Origin of the sequence: Pseudophaeobacter arcticus DSM 23566 (genome assembly GCF_000473205.1) — a bacterium.
GTDB lineage: Bacteria > Pseudomonadota > Alphaproteobacteria > Rhodobacterales > Rhodobacteraceae > Pseudophaeobacter > Pseudophaeobacter arcticus.
The window spans coordinates 3,626,764-3,645,228 of the sequence record NZ_KI421507.1 but is presented as its reverse complement, the minus strand read 5'-3'; the positions used below and the strand labels follow the sequence as shown (position 1 = coordinate 3,645,228).

At 59.9% G+C, this 18,465-nt stretch carries 18 protein-coding genes and 1 pseudogene; 7 read left to right on the top strand and 12 right to left on the bottom strand.

Annotation, left to right across the window (positions count from 1 at the left end):
* Positions 1–7: 7 nt before the first annotated feature.
* The gene (locus ARCT_RS28715) at positions 8–1,279 is read left to right on the top strand and encodes an ABC transporter permease (RefSeq protein WP_027242021.1); all 1,272 of its coding nucleotides are present in this window, start codon (positions 8–10) and stop codon (positions 1,277–1,279) included.
* Between the two features lie 15 nt (positions 1,280–1,294).
* Positions 1,295–2,140 (top strand): annotated as a pseudogene (locus ARCT_RS28710) (ABC transporter permease); the annotation flags it as partial.
* Positions 2,141–2,442: 302 nt separating this feature from the next.
* On the opposite strand, the gene rnr reads toward ARCT_RS28710, so the two are convergent.
* From rnr to ARCT_RS28165, 5 genes are all read right to left on the bottom strand, one after another.
* Positions 2,443–4,737, bottom strand: coding sequence for a ribonuclease R (gene rnr, locus ARCT_RS0122080; RefSeq protein WP_027242019.1), 2,295 nt, complete (start codon positions 4,735–4,737; stop codon positions 2,443–2,445).
* A 66-nt stretch (positions 4,738–4,803) separates the two neighbouring features.
* Positions 4,804–5,382 carry a TIGR04282 family arsenosugar biosynthesis glycosyltransferase gene (locus tag ARCT_RS0122075; protein WP_027242018.1) on the bottom strand — a complete coding sequence of 193 codons (579 nt, stop codon included), beginning with the start codon at positions 5,380–5,382 and terminating at the stop codon, positions 4,804–4,806.
* Positions 5,379–5,804, bottom strand: a complete 426-nt coding sequence (locus ARCT_RS0122070; RefSeq protein ID WP_027242017.1) for a GNAT family N-acetyltransferase — start codon at positions 5,802–5,804, stop codon at positions 5,379–5,381. The genes ARCT_RS0122075 and ARCT_RS0122070 overlap by 4 nt, the downstream gene beginning before the upstream one ends.
* Positions 5,801–6,946 carry a succinyl-diaminopimelate desuccinylase gene (dapE, locus tag ARCT_RS0122065; RefSeq protein ID WP_027242016.1) on the bottom strand — a complete coding sequence of 382 codons (1,146 nt, stop codon included), beginning with the start codon at positions 6,944–6,946 and terminating at the stop codon, positions 5,801–5,803. Before dapE ends, ARCT_RS0122070 begins: the two co-directional genes overlap by 4 nt.
* A gap of 28 nt (positions 6,947–6,974) precedes the next feature.
* On the bottom strand, positions 6,975–7,127 hold the full coding sequence (locus ARCT_RS28165; protein WP_154665422.1) for a hypothetical protein: 153 nt from the start codon (positions 7,125–7,127) through the stop codon (positions 6,975–6,977).
* 199 nt (positions 7,128–7,326) lie between these two features.
* Here ARCT_RS28165 and ARCT_RS0122060 point away from each other — a divergent pair, with 199 nt between their 5' ends.
* The 3 genes from ARCT_RS0122060 (at position 7,327) to ARCT_RS0122050 (ending at position 11,134) form a co-directional block, all read left to right on the top strand.
* Entirely contained in the window at positions 7,327–8,898 is a 1,572-nt protein-coding gene (locus ARCT_RS0122060; protein ID WP_027242015.1) for a Hint domain-containing protein, read from the top strand.
* A gap of 4 nt (positions 8,899–8,902) precedes the next feature.
* Positions 8,903–10,000 (top strand): Hint domain-containing protein, encoded by a 1,098-nt coding sequence (locus ARCT_RS0122055; protein WP_027242014.1) that lies wholly within the window; start codon positions 8,903–8,905, stop codon positions 9,998–10,000.
* Between the two features lie 78 nt (positions 10,001–10,078).
* Complete coding sequence (locus ARCT_RS0122050; protein WP_051360952.1) at positions 10,079–11,134, top strand: transporter substrate-binding domain-containing protein; 1,056 nt, start codon at positions 10,079–10,081, stop codon at positions 11,132–11,134.
* 50 nt (positions 11,135–11,184) lie between these two features.
* Here the strand turns inward: ARCT_RS0122050 and ARCT_RS0122045 are convergent, their stop codons facing one another.
* The gene (locus ARCT_RS0122045; protein WP_027242012.1) at positions 11,185–11,532 is read right to left on the bottom strand and encodes a hypothetical protein; all 348 of its coding nucleotides are present in this window, start codon (positions 11,530–11,532) and stop codon (positions 11,185–11,187) included.
* Positions 11,533–11,650: 118 nt separating this feature from the next.
* Here ARCT_RS0122045 and ARCT_RS0122040 point away from each other — a divergent pair, with 118 nt between their 5' ends.
* Positions 11,651–12,196 (top strand): HutD/Ves family protein, encoded by a 546-nt coding sequence (locus tag ARCT_RS0122040; protein WP_027242011.1) that lies wholly within the window; start codon positions 11,651–11,653, stop codon positions 12,194–12,196.
* Between the two features lie 113 nt (positions 12,197–12,309).
* Here the strand turns inward: ARCT_RS0122040 and dapD are convergent, their stop codons facing one another.
* From dapD to ARCT_RS0122025, 3 genes are all read right to left on the bottom strand, one after another.
* Positions 12,310–13,137, bottom strand: coding sequence for a 2,3,4,5-tetrahydropyridine-2,6-dicarboxylate N-succinyltransferase (gene dapD, locus ARCT_RS0122035; RefSeq protein WP_027242010.1), 828 nt, complete (start codon positions 13,135–13,137; stop codon positions 12,310–12,312).
* A 117-nt stretch (positions 13,138–13,254) separates the two neighbouring features.
* Positions 13,255–13,854, bottom strand: a complete 600-nt coding sequence (locus ARCT_RS0122030) for a GntR family transcriptional regulator (protein WP_027242009.1) — start codon at positions 13,852–13,854, stop codon at positions 13,255–13,257.
* A 38-nt stretch (positions 13,855–13,892) separates the two neighbouring features.
* Positions 13,893–14,825, bottom strand: coding sequence for a threonine/serine dehydratase (locus tag ARCT_RS0122025; RefSeq protein WP_027242008.1), 933 nt, complete (start codon positions 14,823–14,825; stop codon positions 13,893–13,895).
* Between the two features lie 172 nt (positions 14,826–14,997).
* On the opposite strand from ARCT_RS0122025, the gene ARCT_RS0122015 reads away from it, so the two are divergent.
* A complete protein-coding gene (locus ARCT_RS0122015) occupies positions 14,998–15,846 on the top strand; it encodes an LOG family protein (protein WP_027242007.1) in 849 nt (282 codons plus the stop codon).
* 47 nt (positions 15,847–15,893) lie between these two features.
* On the opposite strand, the gene ARCT_RS0122010 is transcribed toward ARCT_RS0122015, so the two are convergent.
* The 3 genes from ARCT_RS0122010 to ARCT_RS0122000 all read right to left on the bottom strand — a co-directional run bounded on the left by ARCT_RS0122010 (position 15,894) and on the right by ARCT_RS0122000 (position 18,318).
* The gene (locus ARCT_RS0122010) at positions 15,894–16,115 is read right to left on the bottom strand and encodes a hypothetical protein (RefSeq protein ID WP_051360950.1); all 222 of its coding nucleotides are present in this window, start codon (positions 16,113–16,115) and stop codon (positions 15,894–15,896) included.
* 263 nt (positions 16,116–16,378) lie between these two features.
* Complete coding sequence (gene rlmN, locus ARCT_RS0122005; protein WP_027242005.1) at positions 16,379–17,566, bottom strand: 23S rRNA (adenine(2503)-C(2))-methyltransferase RlmN; 1,188 nt, start codon at positions 17,564–17,566, stop codon at positions 16,379–16,381.
* A 218-nt stretch (positions 17,567–17,784) separates the two neighbouring features.
* Positions 17,785–18,318 (bottom strand): invasion associated locus B family protein, encoded by a 534-nt coding sequence (locus ARCT_RS0122000; protein ID WP_027242004.1) that lies wholly within the window; start codon positions 18,316–18,318, stop codon positions 17,785–17,787.
* Positions 18,319–18,465: the final 147 nt, after the last annotated feature.

The window sequence follows — 18,465 nt, the reverse complement described above, 5'->3', positions numbered from 1 at the left end:
CCCCACCATGAGTGACACTACCCAAAACGGCCCAGTGCTGGCCGCTGATGGCACGCCGCTAAAGCGTAGCCTCGCGAAGGCACTGCGGATGCAGAAGATCAGGGCCTTGATGCTGATTGCACCGCTGCTCCTGTTTATCCTTTTGACCTTCATCCTGCCTGTTGGCGATATGCTGTTCCGTTCGGTGGACAACCGAATCGTTCAGGAAGTTCTGCCCAAAACGGTGGCAGCGCTTGAAAGCTGGGATCCCGCCACATCGGAATTGCCGGACGAGGCAGTTTTTGCCGCGCTGGCGGTGGATCTAAAGGCTGCGGCGGAGATCAAGGTTCACACCAAAGTGGCCAAACGCCTGAACTATGAGAATCCTGGCCTGTCCTCGGTGTTTCGTAAATCCGGCCGCCAGATCAGAAAATGGGATGTTGAAAACGACGGCCCCTACAAGGAGCGCCTGATCGAGCTCAACGATGGCTGGGCTGATATCGAACTGTGGCGCACCATCAAGACATATTCCGGTCCCCGTACCATGGGGTATTTCCTCAACGCGGTGGACATGAAACTGGGCGCTGATGGCGCCGAGGTCCGTCCTGAAACGGAACGCATTTACAACACCATGCTGATCCGCACCATGCGGATGTCGATGATCATCACCTTCAGCTGCATTATGTTGGGCTATCCGGTTGCCTGGCTGCTGGCCAATATCACCACGCGCTCTGCCAATATGCTGCTGATCCTGGTGCTTCTGCCCTTCTGGACTTCGCTGCTGGTGCGAACCTCGTCCTGGAAAATCCTGCTGCAGCAACAAGGTGTTATCAATGACGTCCTGGTCTGGATAGGGCTGGTTAGTGATGACAACAGGCTTGTCTTGATCAACAACGAACTGGGCACCATCATTGCGATGACCCATATCCTGCTGCCCTTTATGATCCTGCCGATGTATTCGGTGATGCAGACAATCCAGCCAACCTATCTGCGGGCGGCCAAATCGCTGGGCGCCACCAACTGGACAGCCTTCTGGCGGGTTTATTTCCCCCAGTCGATTCCAGGCATCGGCGCGGGTTCGATCCTCGTCTTCATCCTGGCGGTTGGCTACTATATCACACCTGCCCTGGTGGGGGGGACCAAAGGTACCTTCATCTCTAACCTGATTGCCTATCATATCTCGACATCGGGCAACTGGGGTCTGGGCGCGGCGCTGGGTTCGATCCTTCTCGCGGTGGTTCTGCTGCTGTACTGGGTCTATGACAAGATTGTCGGCATCGACAACGTGAAGCTGGGGTAACCGACAATGAGTGCACTTCCTCCATATGCGACCACCGGCCAGCGGGCCTGGTACTACTCCTTTCGGGTGATCTGTGGGTTGATCTTCTTCTTCCTGATTGCTCCGATCGTGGTGATCATCCCGCTGAGCTTTAACGCGCAGGACTTCTTTACCTTCACACCGGAGATGCTGCGGCTGGATCCGGACGGGTTTTCGCTGAAACACTATCGTGATTTCTTCAGCAACGACTCTTGGCAAAGCGCGATGTGGAACTCGCTTAAGATTGCCCCGATGGCGACGATTGTCTCTGTGAGCTTCGGAACCCTGGCGGCAATTGGTCTTAGCCAGCCCCATGTGCCGTTTCGCCGGGCGATCATGGCGATTCTGATCTCGCCGATGATCGTTCCGCTGATCATCTCGGCTGCGGGCATGTATTTCTTCTACAGCCGTATTGGCCTGCAGGGGACATATCTTGGTGTGGTTCTGGCCCACGCGGCCCTGGGTATTCCCTTTGTGATCATCACCGTAACGGCAACGCTGGTGGGTTTTGACCGCTCGCTGACCCGTGCGGCGGCAAATATGGGAGCGGATCCGGTAACCACCTTCTTCCGCATCCAGATGCCCTTGATCTTGCCGGGCGTGATCTCTGGTGGTCTGTTTGCCTTTATCACGTCGTTTGACGAGGTTGTGGTGGTTCTGTTTGTCGGCTCGGCCGGTCAAAAGACACTGCCCTGGCAGATGTTTATCGGCCTGCGTGAGCAGATTTCCCCCACCATTCTGGCGGTTGCGACAATCTTGGTGGCGATCTCCATCGTGCTGCTGGCGACCGTGGAAATGCTGCGGCGCCGGTCCGAGCGCCTGCGCGGCATGAGCCCAAGCTAAGCCGCAGCCAGTCTGCAGAAACATCAAGGCCCCGGAGTTTTCTTCGGGGCCTTTTTACGTCTTGGGGGGCTTTGAGGCGGTGTCTGCGATCAGGGTAAAACCTAACCGGTTTCAGGGACTGCCGTTCCTGGGGTGTTGGCCGGTCCAGCGACACCTGCGAAATGTGCAAGCGATGATGTGCAAGCGATACGGTGTTGAACCGATATATCGACCGGGTTTTTGACGAGGCAGTGCCGCAGCCCTGAGCAGATACATCCTCCCTCCGCCCTGTGGCCTTTGCGGGCAAAGGGAGGGGGCGAGTGTCAGGTCTTGCGTTTGCGCTCGACCTTGCGTTTGACCTTGGCGGCCTTGTGTTTGGATTTGTTGCTCTTGCGTTTGACGTTGCGCCCCGCAGGGCTGCGACGCGTGCCGCCGCCCCGTCCGCCGCTATAGTCCCCCTTGGGCAGAGCTTTGTCCCCAAGGGACAGCAGTTCCAGCTCCAGCCCGCCGGTGACCGGTGCGGCCTGTGTCAGGCGTACGGTGACCCGTTGCCCAATCGAGATGATAAGCCCGGTATCTGCCCCCATCAAGGTGCCGCCCTCGGCATCAAAGTGGAAGAACTCGCGCCCAATGGTGCGCACCGGCACCAGGCCATCGGCGCCGGTTTCATCCATTTTGACAAAGGCGCCAAAGCGCGCAATGCCGCTGATCCGGCCGGTGAACTCGCTGCCCACCCGTTCCGACAGATAAGCGGCCAGATAGCGGTCGGTGGTGTCGCGCTCCGCGATCATCGAGCGGCGCTCGGTCTCGGAAATATGGGTGGCGGTTTCTTCCAGTCGGTCGATCTCGCTCGGCTGCAAGCCATCGTCGCCCCAGCCATGAGCCGAGATCAGCGAGCGATGCACAATCAGGTCAGCATAGCGGCGAATGGGTGAGGTGAAATGCGCGTAGTTGCGCAGGGCCAGGCCAAAGTGGCCAAAGTTTTCCGGTGTGTAATAGGCCTGCTGCATCGACCGCAGGGTGGAGATATTGATCAGCTCGGCGTCATCGGTGCCCGCGGCGCTGTTCAGCAGCGTGTTCAGATGCCTGGTCTGCAAGACCTGCCCCTTGGCCAGCGGAAAGCCGGCGGCCATGGCTGTTTCGCGCAGGGATTCCAGCTTTTCGGGTGCGGGTTCTTCGTGCACCCGGAACAGCAGCGGCGAGCGTTTCTTGATCAGGGTTTCGGCGGCAGAAACATTGGCGAGGATCATGAACTCCTCGATCAGCTTATGCGCATCCAACCGATCGCGGAAGGCGACCGAGGTGACCTGACCGCTGTCGCTCAGCACGATTTTGCGTTCCGGCAGGTCCAGATCCAGCGGCTCGCGCCGCGCACGGGCCTTTTTCAAGGCGCCGTAGGCGGCATAAAGCGGTTTGATCACCGGCTCCAAAAAGCGTTCGGTGCGGTCCGTCACCTGCCCGTCCATGGCTGCCTGTACCTCGGCGTAATGCAGCGAGGCAGCGGAGCGCATCAGCCCGCGCACAAAGTGGTGCGAGATCTTGTTGCCCTCGGCATCTATCTGCATGCGCACTGCCAGACAGGGGCGCGGCACGCCCTCGTGCAGCGAGCACAGATCGCCAGACAGCCGGTCGGGCAACATTGGCACCACGCGGTCCGGAAAATAGGAAGAGTTGCCGCGCTTGCGCGCTTCGCGGTCCAGCTCGCCGCCGGTTTTTACATAGGCGGCAACATCGGCGATGGCGACCCAGATGATATGGCCGCCTGGGTTATTGGGGTCGGTATCCGCTTCGGCGTAGCAGGCGTCATCGTGGTCGCGGGCATCCGCCGGGTCGATTGTGATCAACGGCATGTCGCGCAGGTCTTTGCGACCCTTCAGGCCCATGGGTTTGGCGGCATCTGCCTCGGCCACCACCGCATTGGGAAAATCATCGGGAATGCCATGCTGGTGAATGGCAATCAGCGACACCGCCTTGGGGGCAGAGGGATCGCCAAGCCGGTTGATCACGCGGGCGCGGGGCAGGCCCATCCGGCCCTTGGGCCCGGCCTGCTCGGCCTCTACCAGCTCGCCATCGCGGGCGCCCTGCATGGCGTCCTCAAGCACGATCCATTCATTTGAGGATGATTTCTCAATCGGCACAATGCGGCCACCCTCGGCGCCCTTGCGGAAGATGCCGATAACCCGTTTGGGGTTCACGCCAATCCGGCGGATGATCCGCGCCTCGTAGTGATGATCCGCCTCCACACCCTCGACCTTGCTCAACCGGGCCAGTATCCGGTCGCCCTGTCCCAGGGCCGGGCCTGCAGGCGTGGTCACCACCAGCACGATGGGCTCAATACCTTCGCCGTGCCATTCCAGCGGCTGGGCATAAAGATCGCCATTCTCGTCCGGCGCCTTGACCAGCAGTACTGTCACGGGGGGCAACTGTTCGGGGTCGCGGTAGGTCTTGTGGCGCTTTTGCAAATGCCCTTCGGCCTCCAGCTCCTTCAACAGGCGCTTGAGATCAATCCGGTCCGCGCCCTTGATGCCAAAAGCCTTGGCAATGTCGCGTTTCGATGTCTGGGTCGGGTGGGCGCTGATCCAATCGAGGATCTCGGCCTTGGAGGGAATACGGGTCATATACCCCGCCTAGCATGGCTGCGGCGAGAGGTCATGAGCAAAAGCACTGCGGTCTACGCAATCCTGCTATTGCTGGCGGCGCAGGTCGGCGCCGGTATCCACATCCCCAAGCAGATCTGTCAGCGCGATTCTATAGCCAGGCAGACTGCGCAGACTATCCGCCAGCGTCTGTTCACTGGACCAGCGCACAGAGCGAAACAGGCTGCGGGGCAGGCGTTTGGGGTGTTTGGCCCCAACCAGCCAATAGCCGCCATCCAGTGCTGGGCCAAAAACCGCCTGATGGTCCCCAAGCGCGGCAAAGGCGCGGGCAATATGGGCGCGGGTCACGCCGGGAATATCAGAGCCAATCAGGCAGGTCGGGCCGGGTCCAAAGCTGCGCAACAGGTGCCCCATGCGCTGGCCCAGATCGCCCCGCCCCTGGGGATGGCGGGTCAGATCGGCAGGCCAGACGCGCGACGTGACGGCCCTGTCGGGGGCCACGGCCAGAATGATCTGCCAGCGTGGATCCCGCAGACGGCGGATCAGCCGGGCAGTTTGGTGACGAAACCACCAGGTGGCGGCAATCTTGCCAATGTCACGCCCGAGCCGGGTTTTGACCCGGCCGGGGCGTGGTTCTTTCACCATGATGATCAGAACCGGCCTCACACCAGCTCCAGCACCATATCGCGGTGATCAATGCCGGCATCATCATAGACAGGGCCCAAAGCCTGAAAGCCAAGCTTTTCGTAGAATCCCAGCGCGTGGGTCTGGGCGCCGAGTTTGACGCGGGCGATGCCGGGTGTTTTTTGCGCAATTTCGATGGCTGCGCGGATAATATCCGCGCCCAGGCCGGTGCCGCGGGCGCTTTGCAGCACGCAGACCCGACCCACCTTGGCCACATCACCCTGAAACAGGATGCGGGCGGTTCCCACCGGAAAATTGCCGTCCTGCGCCAACAGATGGGTGGCATCCGCGTCCAGCGCATCCTGTTCTTCCTCAACCGGCACGCCCTGTTCAGTGACAAAAACGGTGTGGCGCAGAGCAAAGCAGGTCGCTAAATCCCGGGTCTCGGTGATTTTAATGCTCATGCAAAATAGTCTTTCAGGATGCGGGCATAGATGGATTTCAGCTGGGTGATCTGTTCAACCGGCACGCATTCATCAACCTGGTGCATCGTCTTGCCCACCAGACCAAACTCAACCACCGGGCAGTGATGTTTGACAAAGCGCGCATCCGAGGTGCCCCCGGTGGTTGACAGTTCGGGCGTAATCCCGGTCTCGGCTTCCACGGCCCTGGCAACCAGATCCGAGAGGGCGCCGGGTGGGGTGATAAAGCTCTCGCCGGAGATCTTGATTTTCATCTCGATCATAACGCCAAATTCCGCCGTGACCTTGTCCACCTCACTTTGCAACCAGCTGCTGAGAATGGCGCCGCTGTGGCTGTCGTTGAAGCGGATATTCACCGTTGCGTTGCTTTGGGCCGGGATCACATTGGTCGCGGGGTTGCCGGTGTCGATGGTGACAATGGCCAGGGTCGAGGGATCAAAATGTTCGGTGCCCTGGTCCAGCTGATGGCTGGCCAGTTGGTCCATCAGCCGCGCCATGGCACTGAGCGGATTATTGGCGCGGTGTGGATAGGCGGAATGTCCCTGTTTGCCAGTGACGGTGAACCAGGCACTCATCGAGCCGCGCCGGCCGACCTTGATCATCTCGCCCATGGTATTGGGGCAGGTGGGTTCGCCCACCAGGCAGACATCCATCTTTTCCCCCGTCGCCGCCATATGGTCGAGCAGGGCGGTGGTGCCATCGACCGCATCACCCTCTTCGTCGCCGGTGATGGTCAGGATCACCGCGCCGTCGGGCGGGGTGTCGGTGACAAAATCAATGGCCGCAGCGGCAAAGGCCGCGACGCCTGACTTCATGTCGGTTGCCCCCCGGCCATACATCACCCCGTCCTTTATCTCACCGCCAAAGGGCGGCATGGTCCAGGCGCTCTCCTCCCCCAGCGGCACCACATCGGTATGGCCATTAAAGCCAAAGCTGCGGGCATGGCCCTTGGCGCCCCAGCGGGCAAAGAGGTTGGCAATGCCGCCGCGATCCACCCTTGTGCAGGTAAACCCGGCTTGCGACAGCACCGCGTCCAACAGCTGCAGGGCACCGCCTTCTTCGGGGGTGACCGAGGGACAGCGGATGAGATCTGCGGTCAGGCGAACCGGGTCGATATGGGTCATCTGGGTGCTCCTATGCGGCGCTGGGAGATCAGGCCTGTATGAGTGTTTTTAATGATTTAGCGCGCTTTTGGATGCCGTGCAAACCGCGGCAGATCACGATGAAACGAGATACCCGACGCCGCTCTGCCTGTATTGGGCCTTGTGGCGCAAAAGCTGCGGCTTCGTTTTGAGAAAACTTCATGGATGACACTTCGCAAAATCACGTGTTAAGAAAAAGTTAATAAAAAAAGACCAGAGGCAGGTCATCCAGAGAGCGGAACCACCAAAGCGTGGATTTTGCCAATATATAAAGGGCCAAAAGGTCCAGGCTAGCGCAGTGGATCTTCCGCTGTGGCGTGACGGGTGAGCTGTCTCTCCAATTGAGGATTGGAGCGAGGCAAATGGCGACAGCATCAGAGCTGGGATACGATACAGGTGCGACCGCGACCGAGATGGCCGAAACGATTTTTGGCGACGGCGTTACTGTGGTCAGTGCCGATTACACCGGCGACAGCCGATCATCGGCGATCTATTCAAACGGAGACGCCCTGGCCCCCGGCGCCACGCCAGGGGATACAGGTGTTATCCTGTCAACGGGGCGGGCCAACAGCTATACCAATTCCAGCGGTGATCCAAACCGGGTGAGTGATACCACGCGCAATACCAGTGGCGAAAACAACAACTCCGAGTTCAACTCTGTAGCGGGCGCCAGAACCTATGACGCCTCCTATCTGGATGTGAGCTTTGTTCCCGACAGTGCGGTCATGACGGTGGAGTTTGTGTTCTCCTCCGAAGAGTTCCCGGAATATCAGGAGTCTATCTACCAGGATGTGGTGGCGGTCTGGGTCAATGGCTCGGTGGTCGAAATGGATGTCAGCGGCGGCACCGCAAATCCGGGCAATATCAGTGCCTCGATCAATGAAAACCTCTACCTCGACAATACGGGCGACGACTTCAATACCGAGATGGATGGCCTGACCATCACCATGACGCTGACCATGCATGTCAATCCCGGCGAGGTAAACGACATCCGCATCGGCATCGCGGATGTGGGGGATAGCAGCTACGACAGTAACCTGTTGATTGCAGCCAATTCGGTGCAGACCGATCTGGTGGCTCAGACGGACGAGGCCCATGTTGCAGCGGATGGCAGCAAGGTTGTCGATGTGCTGGGCAATGATATCAATACCTCGGGCGGGGTGTTGACGATCACCCATGTCAACGGGGTGGAGGTCACCGCAGGGTCCGTGGTGACGCTTTCCACGGGGCAGCAGGTCGAGGTGAATGAAGATGGCACCCTGACGTTGCACGGTGATGGTGATATCGAAGATTTCAACTTTACCTATACGACCAGCAACGGGGTGAACAGCGATACCGGCTTTGTGAACGCCAGTTCGATCCCCTGCTTTGTGGCCGGAACGTTGATCCGCACACCAGATGGGGAAGTGCCGGTTGAGACCCTGCAACCCGGCGATCTGGTGACAACCAGAGACCAGGGGGCGCAACCACTGCGTTGGATCGGATCCCGCAGTGTCCTTGCTGAAGGAGATTTTGCGCCGATCCTCATCCGTGCGGGCTGCTTTGGATCGCATCGCGACCTTTGGGTCTCTCCGCAACACCGTATCCTGCTGCGTGACGCCTATGCCGAACTGTTGTTCGGCGAGGGGGAGGTGCTGGTTGCGGCAAAGGATCTGCTAAACGGGGGCAGTATTTCCCGCCAGGTCGGCGGCGAGATCACCTATGTGCATCTGTTGTTTGACCAACATCAGGTGATCTATTCCGAAGGGCTGACAACCGAAAGCTTTTTGCCCGGCCCGCAGACCGCAGAGCTGTTTGACCAGCCGATCTTGCAAGAGATCTATGCGCTCTTCCCCGAGCTGGACCCGGAAACCGGCTTTGGCTATGGCGCCTCTGTCCGGCCGGGGCTGAGAGGCTTTGAGGGGAAGCTTCTCGCGGCAATGCAGGCTGCCTGATCCGATGTGTTGGCTGGGCATCAACGATCTGGAGCGTGGATGTTCGGACCTGTCCGGGCTGGTTCAAGCTCTGCGGGCAGAGGGCGGTGGCGACGCTTTGATGCTGCGCGGTACCCTGGTGGCCGAGATGTCGATCCCCGACTGCCACCGACCTGAACCCCTGTTGCAATTTGCCCAGGATGGCGACTGGCCGATCAATCTGGGGATCCAGGTGCTACCGGGCGGCGGTGTGAGCCTTGTTTTGCAACACAGCGGCAGTCTTGCCCATGCGGTGCTCAATCCCAGCGGGACAGGGCGCACCGGCCAGGTCAGGCTGTCCTATGCCTGGGACAGTCTTGCAGGATATGCGCGCCTCGCCCTGGAATGCGCCGACAGCGATCGGGTGCAGATGGCCTTGCTGCCACCGCCGCGCCCCTGGCGCTATCAGGATCTCAAAACGCTGTTCTCTCCGGGATCGTTGCGGTTCACCTCGGTGGCCCTGACCTCTTTGGCGGTTTCCAACGCCTTGGAGCCCGTAGGGCTGATGCCTGGCCTTGATCCGGCGACACCGGTGGCGACACCACAGGGATATCGTTCGGTTGAAACCCTGCAGCGTGGCGATCTGGTCCTCAGTGAAACAGGCGCAAGCCTGCCCATTTTGCACGTATTGCACCGCGAGGTGCCAGCCATGGGGATGTTCCGCCCGGTTGCCCTGCGCACCCCATTTTTTGGCTTGCAGCAGGCGATTCAGGTTTCGGCCTCGCAGCGGCTGGTGCTGAGCGGCAGTGAAGTGGAATATCTGTTTGGACGACCAGCAGTTCTGGTGCCGGCGCGCCATCTGATGGGGACATCTGTGGCGACACCTGTGGCGACGCAGGGGCAGGCCAAGGGGCTGACCACCCGCTACACGCAACTGGTGCTGCCGGATCACGCCCCTTTGCTGGCCGCGGGCGCGGTCCTTGAAAGCCTGTATCTGGGCAGCCTGCGGCGCGATGCGACGCGTCTCAACGCCAGTCAATTGGCTGGCGTCGATCGCAGCACTCTGCCGGAACAGGGGTCACCCAGATATCCGGTTCTGGGGGCCTTTGATGCGGCTGTTCTCGCAGAACGACGGGTGGCCTGAGGGGTTCAAGCTTGCCTGAGCCTGTTGAACCACCTAAGACCTATTCAGAAATGATGTATCCGATCCTGAGGTATTGATTTGCGTGCTCTTCGCTGTATCCCCCCGTTTCTGTTCCTGCTTTGGGGAAATGCGCTGGCGGCGCAGGTGGTAGATGTCAATACGGTGACCCGGCCACCCTTTTCAATGATTGAAAACGGGCGCGAGACCGGCTTTACCATCGAGCTGCTGCGCGAAATTGGCAAGCGCCTGGATTGGGAACTTACCATTCACCGCAAGGACACCTTTGCCGAGATGCTGACTGGTGTTCGGGATGCAGAGGTGGATCTGGCCGCAGCGAATATCTCGATCACCTCGGCCCGTGAGGCAGAGATGGATTTTAGTCAGCCAGTGTTTGAAAGCGGGCTGCAGATCCTGGTGCAGGCTGCGGATGTACGGGAACCCTCGCTGATGAATGCGCTGTTGTCCTGGGACCTGGCCCTGGCCATCGGGTTGGCGTTTTTGCTGCTGCTGGTGGGCGGGATGTTCATGTGGGCACTGGAACGACGTGCCCAGCCCTATTTTGACCGCCCCCTTAAAGAAGCCTGGTTCCCCTCCTTCTGGTGGGCGCTCAACCTGGTGGTAAATGGCGGCTTTGAAGAACGGGTGCCCCGCACCGCCATCGGGCGGATGTTTGGCGTGCTGCTTGTGCTGTCTTCCCTGTTCATCGTGTCGATTTTTGTCGCCAAGATCACTGCCGTGATGACGGTTGAGGCCATCAGCGGCTCGGTCTCCTCGGTGAATGACCTTTATGGCAAACGCACCGGCACCATCGCCGGCTCCACCGCCGCCAACTTTTTGCAGCGCCGTGACATTGATTATCGCGGCTTCCAAACCCTGGATGAGTTGCTGACGGCCTTTGAGGCAGGGGATATTCGCGTCGTGGTTTTTGATGCGCCGGTGCTGAACTACTATGTGCAGCAGGGCGGCAGCGAGTATGGCCGCACCATCGGATCAGTCTTCCTGCGTGAATATTACGGTTTTGTCTTCCCGCAGGGCTCTGAGCTGACCGAGCAGGTCAACCGCAGCCTGTTGGAAATGCAGGAAGATGGCAGCTATGAAACGCTTTATCATAGCTGGTTTGGCCGATTGCACTAACGGCAAACCTGGCCATAGCTTTCTTCCGGCCTTGCCCCGCTGCCGGGACGCTAGTGAAAAACGGGCTCTTCGCCCTCAAAGAAGGGGGTCATCTGGGCAACGATCACGGCGTTCTCTTCCAGCGCACGCTGCATCAGCGCGTGTTCTTCTTCACCAATTTCGTGGCCTTCTTCCTGACGTTCGGCAAGGGTGCCGTAGCCGGTGACATCCAGCGGTGCGGTGTCCGCCTGTTTCAGGATGGCGACTGTCTCGCGGACGGCCTCTGCCTCATCCACGCCAGAGGCATAGATCATCAAGGCAGCCCCGGTTGCCCCCTCGGGCAGACCATCGCCTTCTTTGCGACCGATCTGAACCAGGAGCGTATAGACCTGTTGGCGGGATATCTTCTTTTTTTCCATATCGTCGCCATAGCCCTGTCGGCGCCTTGGGGTCAATCGAATTCAGATTGATCAGGCTTGCGGCGGGTCTGCAAAGGTTTCAAACCTGTAGGACCCATAGTCAGCTACAGGAGACCCCATGCGGTTTTCGCTCTCCCAGATTTCGCCCCAGGTTTGGAAAAACGGTGGTGGCTCTACGCGTGAACTGGCCCGCGAAGAGGCCGCCGGAGGGCATATGATCTGGCGCGCCAGTCTGGCCCGGATCGATCAGGACGGCGCGTTCTCTGCTTTCCCCGGCCTGTCGCGCATTCATTGTATCGTTTCGGGCGCCGGGTTGCAGCTGTCCAATCCCGATGTGCAGCTTGCGGCAGATCCCCTGAAACCGCTGCATTTTGACGGTGGTTTGGATCTCACCGCGCAGCTGAGACAGGGCGCCTGCGCGGCCTTTAATCTGATCTATGACCCAAAGCGCATTGGCGCCGAGATGCAAATCTGCGACGCGGGCCTGCACCACTTTGACGATGGACCCCAACTGATCTTTGTTCTGGAGGGATCCCTGCAGCTGGAGACTTCTGCGGGTGTTGAGCAGCTCAGCACCGGCGAGGGATGGCAGGGTGTCGCCGGTGGTTCCGTGGATATTGTGCAGGATGGCAGGGCGGTGCTGCTGCGCTTGTGGCACCTCTAGACAGGTCAATGGACAGTCCAATCAATAGACAGTCCAGAATAACCGCTCCAAACAAAATGCGCGCCTCCTTGGGATCAAGGAGACGCGCAGCATGTAAACTCAGAGCAGCGGGATCAGTCGCGCAGCAATTCATTGATGCCGGTTTTTGAGCGGGTCTGCGCATCGACGCGCTTGACGATCACCGCACAATACAGGCTGACGTTGTTCTTTGATGGCATCGAGCCCGACACAACCACCGAATAGGGCGGTACTTCGCCATACATCACTTCACCGGTTTCGCGGTCGACGATCTTGGTGGATTTGCCGATATAGACGCCCATGCCCAGAACCGAGCCTTCGCGCACGATGCAGCCTTCGACCACCTCGGAACGGGCGCCGATAAAGCAGTTGTCCTCGATGATGGTGGGACCGGCCTGCATGGGTTCCAGCACGCCGCCAATGCCAACGCCGCCCGACAGGTGCACGTTCTTGCCGATCTGCGCACAGGAGCCAACGGTGGCCCAGGTGTCAACCATGGTGCCTTCATCGACATAGGCGCCCAGGTTCACAAAGGAGGGCATCAGCACCACGCCAGGCGCAACATAGGCGCTTTTGCGCACGATGCAGTTGGGCACGGCGCGGAAACCGGCCTTTTTCCATTCGGCATCGCCCCAGCCCATGAATTTGCTGTCGACCTTGTCCCACCAGCCAGAGCCCTGCGGACCACCGGATTGCATTTCCATATCCTTGATACGGAAGCCCAGCAGCACGGCCTTTTTGGCCCACTGGTTCACATGCCAGTCGCCGCTCTCCTGTTTTTCGGCAACCCGCAGCGACCCCGAGTCCAATGCGTGCAATGTGGCCTCGATGGCCTCGCGTTGCGCGCCTGTGGTGGCGGGGGTGATGCTGTCACGGGCCTCCCAGGCGGCTTCGATCGCGGTTTCCAGCTGAGCGTTGGACATTGGGGGTACTCCGGCGTGTGTGTAAATTTAGGATTCGCAGCTTTCTAACGGCAATCTGCACGCAGGTCATGCCCGGATTGCGGCCAAAATGACGCCCCGCCCGGCGTTTTGACGTCTTTAGCCGACCCGGCGCAGGTGGCGGCGCAGGATTTCGCAGGCGGCAGCGGCGTCCTGGCGCTGCATTGCCTGCACAATGGCGGCGTGATCCTGATCTATGCGGGGGCGCCACTGGTGCCGCCAATTGGCAAACAGATGCCGGGCCGAGGCAATATGCAGATCATCAATCGACGCCAGCAAGCGGGGCATCTGGCAGGGCGCCAGGATGGCCCGGTGGAAGGCCCGGTTACAGCGTTCCCAGGTTGCCATGTCCTCGGCGGCGTCGCAGGCGATGCGCGCCGCCTCTGCCGCGTCCAGATCCGCCTTGGAGATGCGGGCAAAGCCATGGGTGAGCGCCAGGATCTCCAGAGCGACCCGCATTTCGATCACCTCGCGGATTTCACTGGGGTTCAATGCGCTGACACGGGTGCCGCGCCGGGGTTCGGAAATTGCCAGCCCGTGGGCTTCGAGCCGCAGCAGGGCCTCGCGCACCGGCACATGGCTGGTGTCAAAATCCCGGGCAATATGGTCCTGTCGCAGCTTTTCCCCGGCCTGCAGCGCGCCGGTCACGATCCGCTCGCTCAGGGCCTGATAGATTGTATCTGCGATTGTTGCGCTCATGACAGGTCGATAGGGCGGCTGCGATGTTGGTGCAAGCCTCAGGCCAGCGGATCCGGGGCAATATTGCCGCCACACAGCAACACTGCCACTCTTTCGCCCGCGGCAGGGTGATAGGCACCCGAGATCAGCGCCGCCAGGGCGGTGGCGCCGGCGGGTTCAACCAGCACCCGGCGTTCGCGCCACAGGGCGGTCTGGGCCGCGGTGATAGCCGCATCAGTGACGGTGAGCGAGGTCAGATGCCCGGCCTGGCGCTGCTGCTGTGCCAGATCAAAACAGATCGAACCGATCCGGCGCGCCCCCAGGGCATTTGCGGCCACACCGGAAACCTCAACATCCACTGGTGCCCCAGCATCGAGAGCGGCATGCAGGGCGCAGGAGGTTTCGGGTTCCACCGCGATGATCTTTTTGGCGCCTTGAAACCAGGCCATGGCCCCGGAGATCAATCCGCCGCCGCCAACTGCGATGATCACGGTATCAGCCGCCAGGCCCTGGTCCTGCCATTCGGCAAAACAGGTGCCCTGACCGGCGACGGTGCCGGGGGCATCATAGGCATGTACCTGTCCGGCGCCGGTTTCCTGCTCATAGGCCTGGGCCTGCTCCAGCGCATTGGCATAGGCACCAGGCACCACCTGCAGATCGGCACCGGTGTTGCGGATCAGGGCAATCTTGGCGGGGCCTGCCATCTCGGGCACATAGATCCGCGCCTTGTGGCCCAGCTGATGGGCTGCATAGCCGACAGCGGCGCCGTGATTGCCCCCTGATGCGGCGACCAGACCGGCGGCTGGCACATCCTGGCTCAGCAGCGTGTTAAAGGCACCGCGCGCCTTGAAACTGCCGGTATGCTGCATGTGTTCCAGCTTCATCTCAATGGGATAGCCCAGGCCAAATCCCATCGTCTGCATCACCGGCGTGATCTGAATATGGCCTGCGATGCGGCCAGCAGCGGCTTTGATTTCGGTGGTCCAGTCCATGTGCAGTCTCTCCTGGTTGCGCGGGCCAGACCTTAGCGATTGTCGATGCTGATACAAGCCTTTGCAGTGGCGCATCAATTCTGTTCAACCGGCATCAGCAGGGCTGGTGCCTCCGGGTCCAAGGAGGCTAAGCTGAAGCTCCAGAATTTCAAACAGGATTGCCTGACACACCATGAGTGAAGATCGCCACAGCCGCTTCCCGGACGCCCACTCTGACAGAGATCGCGCCGAACATGTGCCGCAGACCCCGCAGTCTGCCTCGTCGGCCTATCGGCTGGCCTTTGCGGATGAGGATTTTCTATACCGAGAGGAGCTGCGTCCGGTCCGGTTGCAGCTGGAATTGCTAAAGTCACAGCTGATCCTCGACGAGCAGGGGATCGAAAGCACCATCGTGATGTTTGGCGGCGCGCGTATTCCCAGCCCTGCCAACAAAGAGAGCGCCCGGACACAGACGCTGGCGGATCTGTCGCATTTCTACGATGAGGCGCGGGAATTTGCCCGGATGATGACGCAGAGCTCGATCAAAAGCGGTGGGCGCAAGAATGTGATTGTCACCGGGGGTGGTCCCGGTGTGATGGAGGCGGGCAACCGGGGCGCGCAGGATGTGGGGGGCAAATCTGTTGGCCTGTCCATTGTGCTGCCACATGAGCAGGCACCCAATGAATATGTGACTCCTGAGCTCAGCCTTAACTTCCATTATTTTGCCATCCGCAAGATGCATTTTCTGATGCGGGCGGCGGCAATTACGGTGTTTCCGGGGGGCTTTGGCACCCTGGATGAGCTGTTCGAGAGCCTGACCCTGATTCAGACGGGCCGGATGGAGCGGGTGCCGTTTATCATGTTTGGTCGCGCCTTCTGGGAGAAGATCATCAACTGGGAGGCGCTGGCGGATGCCGGGACGATTTCTGAGCAGGATCTCGACCTGTTCAAATTTGTCGAAACTGCGGAAGAGGCGGCTGAGATCATTCACAACTGGTCGCCCGAACCTGCCCGCGACAGCCTGCCTGGCCGCGAGCGTTAGGGTCTAACCATGACCGGCGTTTCCCTCAATCTGAGGGAGGCGCCGGATTAGGCGAATTCTGGCGGCAGAACGCCAATCTCGATACCCTTGGGCAGGCTGGTTACAATCTGGGCGCCATCGACATCTTTGATTGCGTAGCCATAGCCGCGCAGACGGAACTGCCATTCACGTGGGCTCAGCGCTTTTTCACGCTCTTCGCGGATCAGGTCCAGCACATAGGGCTCCAGGTTGCTGTTGGCCGGGTGGGGGATATGTGTTTCCAGGGTCATGTTCAGTCCTTACAGATTCTCTTGATTGTCTCTGCTGACGAAACTGTTGTTGTCCTGTGGCCGGAATATATCCAGTTTGAGGAAAGATTGTGGCACCAATCCCGGTGTCACCCTGGCGCCACAGAAAACGGGTCCACAGAGAACAGGGCCACAAAAACCGACGTCACAGCAAACGGTGCTAAAAAAATGCCTCGGGGCCATCTGGTCCCAAGGCATTTTGATTGTTCAAAAGGGCGCTGTCAGAAGATCAGTCTAGCGGGCCGTCAGGGTTTCACCCCGGTCTCCGCCTCGATCTGTTTGCGGCTTTTGCGGGCGCGTTCGGTTGCGGATTTCAGCTGGCCACAGGCGGCCATGATGTCTTCGCCGCGAGGTTTGCGGATCGGAGAGGCATAGCCGGCAGCGTGGATGATATCGGAAAAGGCATGAATGCGGTTGCCAGAGGAGCGTTTATAGGGCGCGCCGGGCCACTCATTAAAGGGAATGAGATTGATCTTGGCCGGAATGCCCTCGATCAGTTTGACCAGCCGGTGGGCATCTTCCTTGCTGTCGTTCACATGGTCCAGCATCACATATTCAAAGGTGATGCGTTCGGAATTCGCCAGGCGAGGATAGGCGCGCAGGGCCTCCAGCAGGGCCTCGATATTCCAGCGTTTGTTGATCGGCACCAGCTTGTCGCGGACCTCATCGGTGGTGGCATGGAAAGACACCGCCAGCAGGCAGCCGATTTCCTGCGCCGTGCGGGCGATTTCCGGCACCACGCCCGAGGTCGACAGGGTGATGCGGCGACGGCTGAGCTGGATGCCTTCGGGATCCATGGCGATCTTCATCGCGTCGCGGACATTGTCAAAGTTATACAGTGGCTCGCCCATGCCCATCAGCACGATGTTTGACAGCAGGCGTGCCTCATCGGTGTTGCGGGTGCCGGGTACGGGCCATTCGTCCAGATCGTCACGCGCCATCATCACCTGACCGATGATTTCGGCTGCGGTCAGGTTGCGCACCAGCTTCTGGGTGCCGGTGTGGCAAAAGGAGCAGGTCAGGGTGCAGCCCACCTGGCTGGAGATGCACAGCGTGCCCCGATCGGTTTCGGGGATATAGACCACCTCGACCTCGTGACCGCCGGCAATGCGCACCAGATATTTGCGGGTGCCATCCTCGGAGACCTGTTTGCTGACCACCTCGGGGATGGCGATCTCAAAACCCTCTTCCAGCTGGCTGCGCAGCGTCTTGGAGAGATTGGTCATCTCGGCAAAGTCGCGTTTGCCCCACTGGTAAATCCACTGCCAGATCTGACCAACCCGCATTTTTGCCTGTTTTTCAGGGATGCCAATATCAATCAGCGCCTGACGCATCTGGTCACGGGTCATGCCGACGAGATTGGTCTTGCCACCCTCGGGCAGCTTGCGCGGCAGGGTCAGGACGTCTTGGGTGATCGGCGCGTTGGCAGTCATGGCAGCTCGACTCTAGGTTTGGAGGGTGAATGCGGGTCTATATAGGAGATCGGCAAAAGATCAAAAGATTCCTTCGCAGACCGGCTATGCAGAGGCCCAATTGATATTGGTCCGTTTTGTACGGACCACCATAGTAGGGCGGGGTGCAAATGCAAAACCCCGGCCAGTGGCCAGGGTGCAGGGCAGGTCCGCTTGGCAAGACCGCTGGTAATGGGTGATCAGCTGCCGCAGCGCTTTTCCGCGTCTTCGATTGCAGCGGTAAACCCGAGCAGCGAGAAGGAGTCCTTGGTCTGGGTGCCCCGCGCCGAACGCGCCGTCAGCACCGCACCGGCGCCACGTTTCATGGCGGTGATGATCTTGGAATCATCCGCTGCCGTCGCAGGCCAGGCCCATTCGCCTTCGGTGAAAAGTTCAAACTCGGTATCGCCAATGGTCATGTTGACTGTCGATCCGGGGGCAAAGGGGTAGCCACCGGTAAAGGTCACCTGACCCTTGCCGCCATTGTCGGGTCGGTAAAAGACAAAGAGCTGTATTTCACTGCGGCGCACGGCGACCACACGGCCGTCGCGGGTGTTGACGCTTTCCTTGGGGGCAGACACGCCCCAGCATTCTTTTGGGCTGTCACCCTGAAAGACGCTCCAATCCACATTGGCGCCGACGCGATTGTCAGTGGTGGTTTGCTGCGCGGTTGCAGTTGTGGCCATAGCGGCCAGACACAGGCCCGCGATGATACGGGCGAGTTTCGATGCCATTTGTCCCGACTCCAAGACTGTCTCTACCTCAATTTCTGTGAGAGCGAGCAGCGTTTAGACCGCCGTCTCTACCAGATGCTCTCGCTTGCCATACACAAGCACATTAACGTAACAAGCGCTACGGGCGAAAGTGCGTTTGGCAGGAAT

What these genes read in the sequence shown, in the direction of transcription:
- ARCT_RS28715 (WP_027242021.1), top strand. Translation starts at nt 8, where the DNA reads ATGAGTGACACTACCCAAAACGGCCCAGTGCTGGCCGCTGATGGCACG.
- rnr (WP_027242019.1), bottom strand. Translation starts at nt 4,737, where the DNA reads ATGACCCGTATTCCCTCCAAGGCCGAGATCCTCGATTGGATCAGCGCC.
- ARCT_RS0122070 (WP_027242017.1), bottom strand. Translation starts at nt 5,804, where the DNA reads ATGAGCATTAAAATCACCGAGACCCGGGATTTAGCGACCTGCTTTGCT.
- dapE (WP_027242016.1), bottom strand. Translation starts at nt 6,946, where the DNA reads ATGACCCATATCGACCCGGTTCGCCTGACCGCAGATCTCATCCGCTGT.
- ARCT_RS28165 (WP_154665422.1), bottom strand. Translation starts at nt 7,127, where the DNA reads ATGAAGTTTTCTCAAAACGAAGCCGCAGCTTTTGCGCCACAAGGCCCA.
- ARCT_RS0122060 (WP_027242015.1), top strand. Translation starts at nt 7,327, where the DNA reads ATGGCGACAGCATCAGAGCTGGGATACGATACAGGTGCGACCGCGACC.
- ARCT_RS0122055 (WP_027242014.1), top strand. Translation starts at nt 8,903, where the DNA reads ATGTGTTGGCTGGGCATCAACGATCTGGAGCGTGGATGTTCGGACCTG.
- ARCT_RS0122045 (WP_027242012.1), bottom strand. Translation starts at nt 11,532, where the DNA reads ATGGAAAAAAAGAAGATATCCCGCCAACAGGTCTATACGCTCCTGGTT.
- ARCT_RS0122040 (WP_027242011.1), top strand. Translation starts at nt 11,651, where the DNA reads ATGCGGTTTTCGCTCTCCCAGATTTCGCCCCAGGTTTGGAAAAACGGT.
- dapD (WP_027242010.1), bottom strand. Translation starts at nt 13,137, where the DNA reads ATGTCCAACGCTCAGCTGGAAACCGCGATCGAAGCCGCCTGGGAGGCC.
- ARCT_RS0122030 (WP_027242009.1), bottom strand. Translation starts at nt 13,854, where the DNA reads ATGAGCGCAACAATCGCAGATACAATCTATCAGGCCCTGAGCGAGCGG.
- ARCT_RS0122025 (WP_027242008.1), bottom strand. Translation starts at nt 14,825, where the DNA reads ATGGACTGGACCACCGAAATCAAAGCCGCTGCTGGCCGCATCGCAGGC.
- ARCT_RS0122015 (WP_027242007.1), top strand. Translation starts at nt 14,998, where the DNA reads ATGAGTGAAGATCGCCACAGCCGCTTCCCGGACGCCCACTCTGACAGA.
- ARCT_RS0122010 (WP_051360950.1), bottom strand. Translation starts at nt 16,115, where the DNA reads ATGACCCTGGAAACACATATCCCCCACCCGGCCAACAGCAACCTGGAG.
- rlmN (WP_027242005.1), bottom strand. Translation starts at nt 17,566, where the DNA reads ATGACTGCCAACGCGCCGATCACCCAAGACGTCCTGACCCTGCCGCGC.
- ARCT_RS0122000 (WP_027242004.1), bottom strand. Translation starts at nt 18,318, where the DNA reads ATGGCATCGAAACTCGCCCGTATCATCGCGGGCCTGTGTCTGGCCGCT.